13 protein-coding genes and 1 pseudogene are annotated in these 12,530 nt (G+C 61.5%); 8 read left to right on the forward strand and 6 right to left on the reverse strand.

All coding sequences use genetic code 11. The annotated features are described in order from the left end of the window. The first annotated feature begins 46 nt into the window (after nucleotides 1–46). The 5 genes from pdxR (at nucleotide 47) to AC25BC_RS13260 (ending at nucleotide 3,818) form a co-directional block, all read left to right on the forward strand. Nucleotides 47–1,471: a MocR-like pyridoxine biosynthesis transcription factor PdxR gene (gene pdxR, locus AC25BC_RS13240; RefSeq protein WP_128438356.1), complete on the forward strand. Its 1,425-nt coding sequence runs from the start codon at nucleotides 47–49 to the stop codon at nucleotides 1,469–1,471. Nucleotides 1,472–1,571: 100 nt separating this feature from the next. Beyond that, complete coding sequence (locus AC25BC_RS13245) at nucleotides 1,572–2,027, forward strand: carboxymuconolactone decarboxylase family protein (protein WP_012758104.1); 456 nt, start codon at nucleotides 1,572–1,574, stop codon at nucleotides 2,025–2,027. 95 nt (nucleotides 2,028–2,122) lie between these two features. Beyond that, nucleotides 2,123–2,443, forward strand: a complete 321-nt coding sequence (locus AC25BC_RS13250; protein WP_017994584.1) for a DMT family transporter — start codon at nucleotides 2,123–2,125, stop codon at nucleotides 2,441–2,443. 477 nt (nucleotides 2,444–2,920) lie between these two features. Continuing rightward, a complete protein-coding gene (locus tag AC25BC_RS13255) occupies nucleotides 2,921–3,232 on the forward strand; it encodes a hypothetical protein (protein WP_487778520.1) in 312 nt (103 codons plus the stop codon). Continuing rightward, nucleotides 3,204–3,818 (forward strand): 3'-5' exonuclease, encoded by a 615-nt coding sequence (locus AC25BC_RS13260; RefSeq protein WP_012758107.1) that lies wholly within the window; start codon nucleotides 3,204–3,206, stop codon nucleotides 3,816–3,818. Before AC25BC_RS13255 ends, AC25BC_RS13260 begins: the two co-directional genes overlap by 29 nt. Nucleotides 3,819–3,844: 26 nt before the next feature. Here AC25BC_RS13260 and AC25BC_RS13265 read toward each other — a convergent pair whose 3' ends face one another. Next, nucleotides 3,845–4,708 (reverse strand): DMT family transporter, encoded by an 864-nt coding sequence (locus AC25BC_RS13265; protein ID WP_012758108.1) that lies wholly within the window; start codon nucleotides 4,706–4,708, stop codon nucleotides 3,845–3,847. Nucleotides 4,709–4,798: 90 nt separating this feature from the next. On the opposite strand from AC25BC_RS13265, the gene AC25BC_RS13270 reads away from it, so the two are divergent. Then, nucleotides 4,799–6,208, forward strand: a complete 1,410-nt coding sequence (locus AC25BC_RS13270) for an aminotransferase-like domain-containing protein (protein WP_128438355.1) — start codon at nucleotides 4,799–4,801, stop codon at nucleotides 6,206–6,208. A gap of 206 nt (nucleotides 6,209–6,414) precedes the next feature. Here the strand turns inward: AC25BC_RS13270 and AC25BC_RS13275 are convergent, their stop codons facing one another. The 4 genes and pseudogenes from AC25BC_RS13275 to AC25BC_RS13290 form a co-directional block, all read right to left on the reverse strand. Next, nucleotides 6,415–6,597 (reverse strand): hypothetical protein, encoded by a 183-nt coding sequence (locus AC25BC_RS13275; RefSeq protein ID WP_487778521.1) that lies wholly within the window; start codon nucleotides 6,595–6,597, stop codon nucleotides 6,415–6,417. Beyond that, nucleotides 6,563–7,552 (reverse strand): annotated as a pseudogene (locus AC25BC_RS13280) (IS110 family RNA-guided transposase); the annotation flags it as partial. The gene AC25BC_RS13275 and the pseudogene AC25BC_RS13280, both read right to left, overlap by 35 nt. Beyond that, on the reverse strand, nucleotides 7,552–7,953 hold the full coding sequence (locus AC25BC_RS13285) for a response regulator (RefSeq protein WP_003560657.1): 402 nt from the start codon (nucleotides 7,951–7,953) through the stop codon (nucleotides 7,552–7,554). The pseudogene AC25BC_RS13280 and the gene AC25BC_RS13285, both read right to left, overlap by 1 nt. A gap of 10 nt (nucleotides 7,954–7,963) precedes the next feature. Beyond that, nucleotides 7,964–9,709 carry a sensor histidine kinase gene (locus AC25BC_RS13290; protein WP_050563538.1) on the reverse strand — a complete coding sequence of 582 codons (1,746 nt, stop codon included), beginning with the start codon at nucleotides 9,707–9,709 and terminating at the stop codon, nucleotides 7,964–7,966. Between the two features lie 84 nt (nucleotides 9,710–9,793). On the opposite strand from AC25BC_RS13290, the gene AC25BC_RS13295 reads away from it, so the two are divergent. Next, a complete protein-coding gene (locus AC25BC_RS13295) occupies nucleotides 9,794–10,330 on the forward strand; it encodes a GNAT family N-acetyltransferase (RefSeq protein ID WP_128440326.1) in 537 nt (178 codons plus the stop codon). A 154-nt stretch (nucleotides 10,331–10,484) separates the two neighbouring features. Next, nucleotides 10,485–11,357: a TraB/GumN family protein gene (locus tag AC25BC_RS13300; RefSeq protein ID WP_012758113.1), complete on the forward strand. Its 873-nt coding sequence runs from the start codon at nucleotides 10,485–10,487 to the stop codon at nucleotides 11,355–11,357. 67 nt (nucleotides 11,358–11,424) lie between these two features. Here the strand turns inward: AC25BC_RS13300 and AC25BC_RS13305 are convergent, their stop codons facing one another. Then, on the reverse strand, nucleotides 11,425–12,339 hold the full coding sequence (locus AC25BC_RS13305; RefSeq protein ID WP_012758114.1) for a phosphotriesterase family protein: 915 nt from the start codon (nucleotides 12,337–12,339) through the stop codon (nucleotides 11,425–11,427). Between the last annotated feature and the right edge of the window lie 191 nt (nucleotides 12,340–12,530).

A 12,530-nucleotide genomic window follows, 5' to 3' on the forward strand; every position in this document is an offset into this window, starting at 1 on the left:
CATGCCATCATCACCTGCCCATCCATATAAAAAAGGTTGACGAGCCATGACCGGCGCAAGGCCTGGCAATATCCCGCCGCTCGATCCAGCGGCGGCCACGCCGTTTTACCGGCAGATCTACGATCGCTTCCGCGGCGCCATCGCCAGCGGTGTGCTGAAGCCGGGCGACCGGATACCATCGGCACGAGCGCTGACCAAGGAGTTGGGTCTCGCCCGGGGCACCATCGAGGCCGCCTATTCCCTGCTTGCCGCCGAGGGTTATATCCAGGCCCGCGGCCAGGCCGGAACCATCGTCACGCCGGATCTCAAACCGCAAATGCCGGTGTCGAAACCCATCCTGTCGGCCGAGAGCAGCGGCATCGTGCCGACGAGTTTCCGTCCCGACTCGAGCCTGCCCTTCCAGATGGGCCTGCCCGCACTCGATACCTTTCCCCGCAAGATCTGGGCGCGGCTCGGCGCGCGTTGCGTCCGCGCCATGCAGCCGGCTGACATGGTTCACCCTGCCGTTTCCGGCCTGCCGGCCCTTCGCGCCGAGATCGCCGCATACCTGCAGGTCTCGCGCGGCATCTGTTGTTCGCCGTCTCAGGTGTTCGTCACCTCAGGTTATCGCCACACCATCGCGCTGATCGTGCATACCTTGCTGAGGGCTGGCGATCGGGTCTGGCTTGAAAACCCGGGATATCCGCCGACCCGGGAGCTGTTCCGGCATATGCAGATCGCGACCGTGCCCGTGCCGGTCGATCGCGACGGTTTGGTCGTCTCCGACGGCATCAGGCAGGCGCCTGGGGCCCGTGCGGCGGTGGTGACGCCGGCGCACCAGAGCCCGCTCTGCGTCTCGCTCTCCCTGCCGCGGCGCCAGGCGCTGCTGGACTGGGCTGCCGGCAACGACGCCTGGATCATCGAGGACGATTACGACGGCGAATACCGCTATGTCAGCCGTCCCCTGCCGGCCTTGCAGAGCCTGGATCGAGAGGGCCGCGTGCTCTATGCCGGCACCTTCAGCAAGGTGCTGTTTCCAAGCCTCCGGCTTGCCTATCTGATCGCGCCGGAAGCTGAGGTGGCGCGGTTCGAAGAGATGACCGAGGCGATGGCCGCCGGCAGTCCCGAGCTGACGCAGGCAGTCGTCACCGCCTTCATCACCGAGGGCCACTTCGCCAGGCATATCCAGCGCATGCGCAGGCTCTATGCCGAGCGCCGCGAGATGACGGCGGCAGGCCTGGAAAGCGTGCTCGCCGGCCATATCAGCATCGATTCACAGCCCGGCGGCATGCACCTGATCCTGCGGCTGTTAGGCGAGCGTTCGGACCGCGAGCTCGTGGCCCTTATGCGCAGAGAAGGCCTCTATGCGGAAGCACTGACCGACTGGATGATCGAGGGCGAAGCCGCCCCGGCCCTGCTTCTCAACTTCACCAATATCGACTCTCAGCGCACCGCCGAAACACTGGCAAGGCGGATTTTAAAACTGCTGTGACCCGATGTCATGGCCTAATGCAGAATGCCATTCATGGACCTTCTCATATAGGCCAAGATGCACGACGATGAAGTCCTTCAATCAGAAAGGAACAATCGTCATGAGCAACCGCATCGACTACGCAAAGGCTTCTCCCGAGGGATACCGGGCTTTCGGCGGCGTCTACGTCGCCATCCAGAAAAGCGGCCTGCCGAAGGAACTGGTCGATCTCGCCTATCTCCGGGTGTCTGAGATCAACGGCTGCGCCTTCTGCATCGACATGCACTCCCGCGATCTGCTGAAATCAGGCCTGACGGTGGAGAAGCTGGTATTGGTCGCGGTCTGGCGCGATGCCGGCAACCTGTTCAGCCCCCGCGAACGCGCAGCCCTTGCCTGGGCGGAAACGGTCACGCGCGTCTCCGAAACCGGTATTCCCGATGCGGATTATGCCGCCGCTGCCGCCGAATTCGACGACAAGGAACTTGCCGATCTCACCTATGCGATCGGCCTGATGAACGCCTTCAACCGCTTCGGCATCGCCTTCCGCTCGACACCGGCGGCTGTCGCCAAGGCCTGAAGCTGTCAGGCGGGCGCTCACATATGCGGGCGCCTGCTCCCCTCAGAATAAAGCTCGCCGGCCGCAAGGTTCGGCCCATCAAGGGATTCACAACTATGGCTTGGGCGCTCCTCGGCATCGCCGGCATCCTCGAAATCGGATTCGCCTTCTTCATGAAGTCATCGCTAGGCTTTACCCGGCTGATCCCCACTTTGCTGACCGTCGTAACCGGCCTGTCGAGCGTCTTTCTCCTGTCGATGTCGCTCCGCACGCTGCCTGTCGGCACCGGCTACGCGGTTTGGACCGGCATCGGCGCGGCCGGCACTGCGATCCTCGGCATGGTCGCGCTGGGCGACGCCGCTTCACCGATGCGGCTCTTCTGCATCGCTCTCATCCTGGCTGGCGTGATCGGCCTCAGGCTGGTTTCGGGCAGCTGATCGTCGTGCCGGGTCGAAACCGATCCGAGCGGGCGCGATATCGTTTAGGGACCGCCGTCGCAAGCTTTAGCTCTTGCTGCATCATCGAAGATGTAGCTTCCGGACGTTTGGTCCGAGCAGTGGTCGATTTGGTCGTTTGCGATGAACCCCGACCACACGATGAGGCCGAGACCGGCGACAAAGACCAGTCCTGCCGCAATTCCAAGCGCCTCGAGAACCCGTCGCTCCATCCCGCCTGACACTTTCGCTCACTCTTCCACCGTCCCGACCCGCCAGGCGTCGGTAGCGGCCCTTGCCTTGTTCTTGCGGCTTGCGCTGGTCAATGTCAATTCGCCGCCGGCACCGGGCAGTTCCTGTTGCAGGGTGCCACCTACGACAGCACTGCACTTGCCGCCTCGGCCAAAGTCCCGTCATTTGCATAGTCAGGCTGGTTGGATAAACTCCACGCTCGGGACCACTATCCAGGAGGGACAGTTCGTGATTTGGCTGATCGTGTTGCCCTTCGCAGGAGTCTTTATCGCCGCCTTGATCATGAAGCGAGGGATCAGACTTTGGATATCCATCGCAATCGCGAGCTTAGCAATATTGGTTGGGGCGACCTGCCTACACACCTTCGCCGTCGAGCCTAGCTGTCGGATTGATGAACAGGAGTGTGTGGGAGCGACGGCGATTGCGTGGCTCATAGCCTTTATTTGGAGTGCTCCATGTGTTGGATTCCTCCTTAAGCTTATCGGCCAAATTCGTGAGGGCAACGTCGACGATGAAGACCGCCATCATATTCGACTGTGAATTTCTTTGCCTGGAAGGCTCGCAACGCAGATTTTGGTGCGCGGCCCACGATCCCGATCCTATCATTGCGCAGATCGGAGCCGTCAAGCTTGGCCTCGAGGGCGAGTTTCCGATCCTCGATACGTATAAATCCTATGTTCGGCCCATCGATCGTTTCGGCAAGCGGTATCCGCTCGGTCCCTATTTCACCAATCTGACCGGCATCACCGAAGAGGATATCGACACCCATGGCGTGGTCTTGGAGGATGCCCTTTCCGGCGTCGACAGCTTCTCGGGCGGCGCCCGGTTTTGGTCGTGGGGCAAGGACGAGCTGAACATGTTGGCCATCAGCTGCTATGTCGCAGGCATTCAGCCCTCCATCCCGGCTCGACGCTTCGACAACGCCGTCAAGCTTCTCGTCGCTGCGGGCATGCCGATCGAGGATTTGGCAAAGACGCCCAGCAACAAGCTGGCCGACTATTACCAGGTCGAACATCCTCCATTGCGGGGACATGACGGGCTCGACGACGCTCTGTCGATATCATACGCGCTGCAGCATCTGATGAAGATTGGAAAATTGCAGCCCGAGGTTCTCGATCAAATCTGAGGACAGAGAGAGCGTCATGATCCTCCCTACCGCGCAAACTTGCGAGCGCCGGCGACGCAGAGGATGACGGCAACGGTCACTGCGAGCATTGCCCAAGTCACGGGCTCGTGCAGCAGGGTTGCGGCGAGCGCCAGGCCGAAGAACGGCTGGAGCAGCTGCAGTTGTCCGACGGCGGCGATGCCGCCCTGCGACAGGCCGCGATACCAGAAGATGAAGCCGATCAGCATGGAAAACAGCGAGACATAGGCAAGGCCGAGCAGCGCCGGCGCTTCAATGCCCGAGAAGGTCTCCGGCCGATGAAAAAGCGCGACTGCGACCGTCACCGGCAGCGACAACACGAGCGCCCAGGAAATCACCTGCCACCCGCCGAGCGTGCGCGAAAGCCTGCCGCCTTCGGCATAGCCGAGGCCGCAAACGATGACCGCCGCCAGCATCAGCAGATCGCCGACCGGCGAGGCCGTCAGGCCCTGTGTCAATGCGAATCCCGCCACCAGCGCGCTGCCGAGAACGGAAAAGGCCCAGAATGCCGGCTTCGGCCGTTCTCCGCCACGGATCACGCCGAAGATCGCGGTTGCGAGCGGCAGCAGGCCGATGAAGACGATCGAATGGGCTGAGGTGACATGCTGCAGCGCCAACGCCGTCAGCAGGGGGAAACCGACCACGACGCCGAGCGCGACGACGGCCAGGGAGAGAATATCACCTCGGCTCGGCCGCTTCTCTCTGAAAGCGATCAGCAGGCCGAGGGCGAGGAAGCCGGCGATCGCCGCGCGCGCCACGGTGAGGAAGACGGGATCGAACTGCATCACCGCCACGCGTGTCGCCGGCAGCGATCCGCTGAAGATCACCACCCCGATAAAACCATTGATCCATCCCGATGCCATGCGGTCCATGATGCGCTGCCCTCCTTCATTCTCTCACTCTTATCGGCCAACACGGATGGCCATGACAGTGACAGCCTGATACGATTTTGCGAAACTGTAATGGTTCAGAAAGCAATACAGATGAGCGAAGGACGCACACGCGTAGAGATGGTCGTCGCGACGATCAGGCAGCGCATCGCCGGGCGCAGCCTGACGCCGGGCGCAAGACTACCTTCCGTCCGAGGGCTGGCTGCGACGTTGAAGCTCTCGACTTCGACCGTCGTCGACGCTTACGAACGCTTGATCGCTGAAGGCGCGATCCTGGCGAGACCAGGCTCGGGATTCTACGTCGCCAACCAGGTAGCGCCCTTTGCGCTTGCCGAGGCCGGGCCGAAGCTCGACCGCGCGGTCGACCCGTTCTGGATATCGCGGCAATCGCTGGAGGCCGGCGAAGCCGACCTGAAGCCCGGCTGCGGCTGGCTGCCGCCCTCCTGGCTGCCGGGGGACGGCATGCGCCGCGGGCTCAGAACACTTTCGCGCGCTGACGGGCCGGCGCTTGCCGACTACGGCTCGCCGCTCGGCCTGCCGCAACTGCGCCAGCTGATTTCCCGCCGCATGGGCGAACGGGGGATCGAAGCCTCCCCGGATCAAATCATGCTGGCCGATTCCGGCACGCAGGCAATCGATCTGCTCTGCCGTTTTCTGTTGGAACCCGGCGACACGGTGCTGGTCGACGATCCCTGCTATTTCAATTTCCATGCATTGCTGCGCGCCCATCGGGCAAAGATCGTCAGCGTGCCCTACACCGCGTCCGGTCCCGACATCGAGCTGTTTGCGCAAGTCGTCGCCGATGAGCGTCCGCGGCTCTACATCACCAACTCCGCCATCCACAATCCGACCGGCGCAACCTTGTCTCCTGTTACGGCTCACCGGGTTCTAAAACTCGCCGACCAGTTCGACCTGACCATCATCGAGGACGATATCTTTGCCGATTTCGAGCACACGCCAGCACCCCGCCTCGCTGCCTTCGACGGGCTCGAGCGCGTCATCCACATCGGCAGCTTCTCGAAAACCCTGTCGGCCTCGGCCCGCTGCGGTTTCGTCGTGGCGAAACCGGAATGGATCGACGGCCTGACAGACCTGAAGATCGCCACCTCCTTCGGCGGCGGCCGGCTGACAGCGGAACTGGTGCTGAACGTCTTGAGCGACGGCAGCTATCGCAAACACATGGAGACGCTGAGACACCGGCTCTCCCGAGCGATGAGTGAGGTCTCGGCCAAGCTGAAGCACCTCGGCATAACGCCCTGGCTGGAGCCCCAGGCCGGAATGTTCCTCTGGTGCCGGCTGCCCGACGGCATCGATGCGGCTGATGTGGCGCGCGGCGCATTGGAAGAGAGGATCGTTTTGGCTCCCGGAAACGCATTCAGCCTGTCGCAATCGGCAACCAATTTCATGCGCTTCAACGTGTCTCAGACGCTCGATCCAAGGGTGTTCGAGGTGCTGGGTGATGCGCTGGCAAGAAGAGGATAATGGAAAGTGGGCGGTAACGGATCAAGCACCCTCTTCTCGCGGCGTCCACCAACGCTGATTGTTTAGGAACGGTATTCACCAACGTCCCTCATCCTGAGGCTCGTAGCCCGGAGGGCGAAGCCTCGAAGGAGACGCCGCAACGCAGCTCCTTGCATGCGTCCACGCCGGCGCGCCCGCCTCGCCCTTCGAGGCCCCTGCGCGGCACCTCAGCAACCGTGTTGTTGGGGCTGGTTCCATGGGGTTCGTCTTTTAAGAATAGTGTTGATCATGATGATGAGCTTTCGCATGGCGGCGACGATGGCGACCTTGGGCGGTTTGCCCGCGTCGCGCAGCCTTTTGTGGAAGGTCTTGATGGCCGGGTTGCAACGGATGGCCGAGAGCGTAGCCATATAGAGGGCGCATCTGACGGTGGCGCGGCCCGCCGGCGATATGGCGTTGTCCACGCCATGTGCCGCTGTCGTGAGCGATGGGGGCGACGCCGACGAGGGCTGCGAGCTTCTTGTCGTCGATGGCGCCGAGTTCGGGCAGTTCGGCGATGAGCACGGCGGCACTGACCTCGCCAATGCCCGGCACGGTCAGCAGCAGATTGCGGCGTGCGGCCATGTCGGGCTCGGCCTCGATGGCGAGCGCGATGGCGGCATCGACGCGGGCGAGCTGAGCCTTGAGGGCGGCGAGGGTCTCGCCAATCAGCGCTGCGACGGCCTCAGGCGCATGCTCGAGGCGGTTCTTCTCGGCGACCGCCATGTCGATGAGTTGGCGACGGCGGGTGACAAGCGCAGCAAGCGCGATGCGGCCGTCGTCGATATGGGGGATCTGTGCCGGCCGCATCGCTCTGGCGAAGTGGAGCGTGACGCGGGCGTCGACCTGATCGGTCTTGGCCAAACGACCGCTGGCCCTGGCGAAGTCGCGCACCTGGCGGGGATTGACGACGGCGACGGCAATACCGGCGGCCATAAGCGTTCTGACGATTGCCATCTCGTAACCGCCGGTCGCCTCGACGACGACAAGCTCTGCGCCGGCCACTGCCGCAGTGAGTGCGGCACAGCCTGGCGCATTGTTGTCGAAGCGGACAACGGCGCGTTTGCCCTCAACGGCAACGTCGAGATGGGCCTTCGAGACATCGATACCGACCATGAAAGATTGCTGGATATGCATGACTGCTCCTCCTTGCAACGCGGGCTCGAAGCCCAACCAACCGTTCGAGCGAAGACATGGCGACGGAGATGCTTGCTGAGGTACGAGTTCAAGACCCAAGGATGACACGCATCCCCGCCGCACAGCCCCTTTATACAGCAACGGCAACGTACAAGGATGAGGCTCTCTTGGGCGCCGCCCAACAACCATCAAAACGACCGATGGACCGCCTTGTCGTTGGCAAGGCGCGTCACGCAGCCTTCGAGTTTGGCGAGCAGCAGATCGAAGTCGAGCGGCTTCGTCAGATAGTCCGCCGCTCCCCCGCGCAGGCCGGCTAGCGTGTTTTCCCGGTCGGTCAGTGCCGTCAGCAGGATGAAGGGGATGTTGGAAAGCTCGGGGTGGTTGATCTGAATTTCCGCCAGAAGCTGGTGCCCATCCATCACAGGCATCGAAATGTCGCTGATGACGATATCGGGCCACTTCGACAGGATCATTTCCAGTCCCTCGGCGCCGTTCGATGCCTCGAGCGTCTTGTAGCCGGCTTCGCTCAATTCTTCGACGAGGAGGTTCCGGATCTCGACTTCGTCTTCTATGCACAGGACTGTAACCATGAGCTCTTCCTTAAGCTGCGACTTGTTGATCCGACAATAGAAACTCTATTGGCAGAAGAATGGTGAATGTTGTGCCTTTGCCGAGCTCGCTCGTCACCTCGACGGTGCCGCCATGCAGTTCGACGACCTGCTTGACGACGTTGAGGCCGATGCCGGTTCCGGCAATGCCCGTCGCGCTGCGGGCGCGATAATAGGGCTGGAAAAGCTTCGGCAGATCCTCCGCATCCATGCCGATACCACTGTCGGAGATGGCGATCTCCACCGTTTTCTCGTCGGCCCGGGCGCGAACATGAATGTCAGGCGCGTTGGGCGAATATTTGACGGCGTTCGAAATCAGGTTGGTGAAGACCTGTTCCATGGCGCTGCGGTCGAACGTCAATATGTCAGGGATGGGCTCGAGATCGAGATGGAACACATGCGAGCGGCTGAGGTGGCGCTGCCTGTCGCAGCAGCTGACGAGCAGGGCTTTCAGATCGCCTTCGCTGCGCTTTAGTGTGATCTGTCCGGTTTCGAGCCGGCCGCTGGCGAGAATACTCTCCATCAGATCCACCATGCGCACCACCGCACTGCGGATCACGCCGGCTTTTTCGTGAACGTAATCACCGCTGACGTTGGTCGTCGAGCGGCAGAGCCGCTGGGCAGCGGCGTCGATGATGGCGAGCGGCGTGCGAAACTCGTGCGAGGCCATGGCGACGAACTGCCGCTGAAGCGCATTCACCTGCCGTTCGTGCACCAGCAGGCGGTCCAGTTCCTCTCTCTGCCTTTCGATCTCGGCCGTTCGATCGGCCACCATCTCTTCCAGATGGTCGCGGTGGTGGGTGAGCTGCGCCTGGCTGTCCAGCAGTGTCAGCGAGGTGCGATGCAGACCTCGTCCGAGCCAGAACACGACGGTGATCAGCAGCCCCAGGCAGCCGAGCCCCGCCGGCGCGATCTGCTGCAGCAGCATGAAGCCGGGCCGGATAGGCGGCCACACGAAATAGCCGATCGTGCCGCCGTCATGGGACGACACAGGCACTTGCGCCCGCTCGTCCTCACCTTTCGAAGGCGCGAAATTCAAGCCTTCGAGCAGCGCATGATGCGCGATACTTTCGGCGGTCTTTCCATCGATGAACTTGACCGAGATGGCGATGAATTCCTGGCCCGCCTCGATCTGCATCCTGGCCGAGCTCGGCAGAATGGGACGCGCGCTTGTTATCGCCGGCCTGTTGCCGATCATGATCGTCCGAACCGTGGCCAGTTGACCAAGCGCTTCGGCGCCGGGTTTTACAGCCCGCTCGACGAGAGCGGCGCGCATCTCTCCGGCAAGAGCGGTCATTTCATGGCCGTCGTCGTCACCGAGCCGCGGCGGCATGGCATCCGCGCCGTCGCGGAACGCAAACATCAGGCGATTGGTATCGTCGAAGATATAGGTTCTGTCGTGCCCGAAATACTGGCTCGTCCACCGACCGACATTGTCGAGCAGCCATTCATGGTTCCGCTGCTTGGCATAGAGGAAGGCGTCATCCCATTTGGTGACGCTTTCCTGTTCCCGGGGAAGTGCCGCGATCTGCTCTTCCAATCCTTGGCGGACGAAGTCGGCCTGCCGGCGCAACGAGAGATCATCGACCTTCACCGCGGCGAGCCACGCAAATCCGCACAGCAACGCAGCCGCCGCGCAGGTGAGCGTCACCAAGACGAATGTGATGTGGGATGTGAGCCCGACCTTCAATATCTGCAACCTTTTGATGGCGCCTGCTGCCGAGAAATTGACACGCAAAGGTTGACGGACCATGAATTATGCGCTCCCGTGAAGGTCTGTGGCAGGTCCCCATAGGCATCGCAATCGTTGAAGGAGAAGCACGTGGATGCAGCAGCATCGTCGGACACCTCAGGCATCAGGATCGAGCCGATCGCTACCGCCCATATCGACAGCTTTCATCATGCGCTCGACGTTGTCGCGCGGGAGAAAAAATACCTGTCCATGCTGGAAGCGACTCCGCTGCCGCAGACGCGTGAATTCGTGATGGGCATGATTGCGAAACGCAATCCGCAATTCGTTGCCACCGCTCAAGACAAGGTCGTCGGTTGGTGCGATATCAGCCGGCATTTCTTCCCGTCGCACGCCCATCGCGGAAACCTCGGAATGGGAATCCTCCCAGCTTATCGGGGCAAAGGTCTCGGACGCATGTTGATCGAGACCACATTGAGAGCGGCGCAGAAAAGCGGGTTTGCCAGGGTTGAACTCGATGTTTATGAAGACAACGCCCCTGCTATCGCTCTCTACGAAAAGATGGGATTTGCCCGCGAAGGCATCGTCCGACATGCGGCACGCATCGACGGTCAGTTCATCGATGCGATCAGCATGGCGCTTTTGTTCGACGAGCGCGGCGCGGCATAGATCCAGGTATCGCCGAGAATTTTTGAACGAGTCCAGCTGACTCCCGTGCCCCGGATGTTCATCATTTCCACCGGGAGTTGGAACAAATGCTCTTTCACGCGATTAGTCCAATGCGAATGCGCCGCCATGCATCGGGCTCAGCGAGGAGGCAGCCATGCACTTCACCCGCCGGCAATTTGCAGCGCTTGCAGCCGTAGTTTTCCTACCAGGGATGCCACGCGCAGCAGACGAGGAGAACGCCCTCTTCTGGCGCGCCAAATCCCCCGCGAATGACCATGTACTTTTTGGCTACGTGCGCATCCGCGCCGACGCTTTTCCTGACATCGTTACCGAGGGAAAACGCCTGATCGATCAATCGAAGAAGGTGCTGATCGACGTCAATCCCAGCCTTATCCTGTCTACTACCAAGTTCAAGAACAGCGATATCACGCCGGTCTTGTCAGGTTTGACGCCATCCGGTCAGGACGAGTTCAAGACAATCCTTTCGACATCCCCGGCAAAGGGAGCGATCGCAAAGCTTTCCGGTTTCGAGGCGAGCCTGCTCCTCATCGGCGAAGGACAGCATGCCTTCGCCCCAGACGCGCCGAGCATCGGCCTGGCGCTTGCGAAGTATGGCGCATCGATCGGGCGCGATGTGGAGACGCTTGCCGCCGACGGGGAAATGCAGGCCATGCAGAAGCCATTGACGCTCGAAACGGTCAATTCGGTCGGCCCCGCCTCGATCATCTACCTTCTCGAGCTGCGCCGCCGGATCGGACCGATCGGCGCCTATTTCGACGAGCTGTACAAGGCTCGAAAAAGTGGTGAGATTGCAAGCCTCGGAGAGGAAATCACCGCCAGAGGCATCGTGACGCCCACCGACCTCATCGATGCGGACAAGTTGCGCGCGCTTCTGATCGAGCGGATCACAAATCTGCCGGCAGGCACCAACGCTTTCGTCATCCTGCCGATAGGCCTTTTGAACGGTCCTTACAGCATTCTCAGCGAACTCCGCTCCCGCGGAGCAGAGGTGTCAGCAATCGGCTGAACCCGGTCTTGAGCAATTCCGGGGATCGCGACATGAATGCCCAGGCTCCTTTCGCCCGGCCACTCTCCTATCGGGCGAAAGCCTCGAACGGATTGTCGTGTGTCAGGCGCACCAGGGTGTCGTCGTCTATGCCCCGCCGTTTCAACTCGGGCAGCAAAACCGTGGAAAGATGCGTATACGGTTTGGGTATCCCGCCCATCGGCTGCGCCGGATCGAACCAGCCGCGGTCATGGCTCAACAACAAGCGATCGCCGCAGCCCGCCTCCAGCGCCTTGATCACCAGCTCCGCCACCTCGTTGTCCCCGCTCCGGCCGACATGGTCATATTCGATCCAGGCGCCTCGCTCAGCGACGGCGACATTAAGGGCGAAGTCCGCTTCTTCCTGCGTGTGGATGGAGATGAACCTGTCGGCCTTGTAGCCTTCCGCCTCGATGACATCGAGTTGGTCCATGACGACCCGTCCCCTGATCGTATGACTGCCGATGACGGCGTCCGTCTGGGCCGCGGCGCGTGCGGCTGCCCGCAGGATTTTCGTCTCAAGCGCCGTCATGCCGTCATCGCCGGCGCTGAGCTTGATCCAGCCCGCCTGGAACCCGGTTTCGTCGATCTGCTCCGTCAGCTCGCGAAGCATCCACGCCTCCAGCTCTTTCTCGGAAGCCTGGCGGACCCATTCGGGAATCCAGGGTTCACGGTAATTGCCGGTGGGCACGACGATCGGAAAATCCGTCGCGAGCGACACGGCAAGATCGATATCCGCACGGCGTCCAACGCCGCCCGTCGAGCATTCGACCAGTGCCGTCACCCCGAGCTTCTTGATCCGCTCGATTTCGGGAGCCATCAGACGGACGACGTCGTCGATGTCTGCCTCGGCATAACCGGGCTGGTCCGGCGTCCTGAGGTCGACGAAAACGTGCTCGTGCGGGAGGATCATCCCAAGTTCGGATTTGCTCTTAGGCCCGAGCGTGGTGCGCAGATATTTCAAAATCTCTCCCCCGCGATCATACCGGCTTTGCGTAAAGACCTCGACCGACACTGCCGCGAAAGTAGCTCGTCACGTACCGAAATCAATCTCCCACTCGGTTAAAATTCCAACAACTTGACCCCTTGATATCGACTTCCAACTTGACGCCCGAATTGCTGGCGAGCTGACTGTCGCCCGGGAGAGATATGTCG

It is taken from the genome of Rhizobium sp. WSM409 (genome assembly GCF_057653825.1).

What these genes read in the sequence shown, in the direction of transcription:
- AC25BC_RS13245 (WP_012758104.1), top strand. Translation starts at nt 1,572, where the DNA reads ATGAGCAACCGCATCGACTACGCAAAGGCTTCTCCCGAGGGATACCGG.
- AC25BC_RS13250 (WP_017994584.1), top strand. Translation starts at nt 2,123, where the DNA reads ATGGCTTGGGCGCTCCTCGGCATCGCCGGCATCCTCGAAATCGGATTC.
- AC25BC_RS13270 (WP_128438355.1), top strand. Translation starts at nt 4,799, where the DNA reads ATGGTTCAGAAAGCAATACAGATGAGCGAAGGACGCACACGCGTAGAG.
- pdxR (WP_128438356.1), top strand. Translation starts at nt 47, where the DNA reads ATGACCGGCGCAAGGCCTGGCAATATCCCGCCGCTCGATCCAGCGGCG.
- AC25BC_RS13285 (WP_003560657.1), bottom strand. Translation starts at nt 7,953, where the DNA reads ATGGTTACAGTCCTGTGCATAGAAGACGAAGTCGAGATCCGGAACCTC.
- AC25BC_RS13275 (WP_487778521.1), bottom strand. Translation starts at nt 6,597, where the DNA reads ATGGCTACGCTCTCGGCCATCCGTTGCAACCCGGCCATCAAGACCTTC.
- AC25BC_RS13300 (WP_012758113.1), top strand. Translation starts at nt 10,485, where the DNA reads ATGCACTTCACCCGCCGGCAATTTGCAGCGCTTGCAGCCGTAGTTTTC.
- AC25BC_RS13265 (WP_012758108.1), bottom strand. Translation starts at nt 4,708, where the DNA reads ATGGACCGCATGGCATCGGGATGGATCAATGGTTTTATCGGGGTGGTG.
- AC25BC_RS13260 (WP_012758107.1), top strand. Translation starts at nt 3,204, where the DNA reads ATGAAGACCGCCATCATATTCGACTGTGAATTTCTTTGCCTGGAAGGC.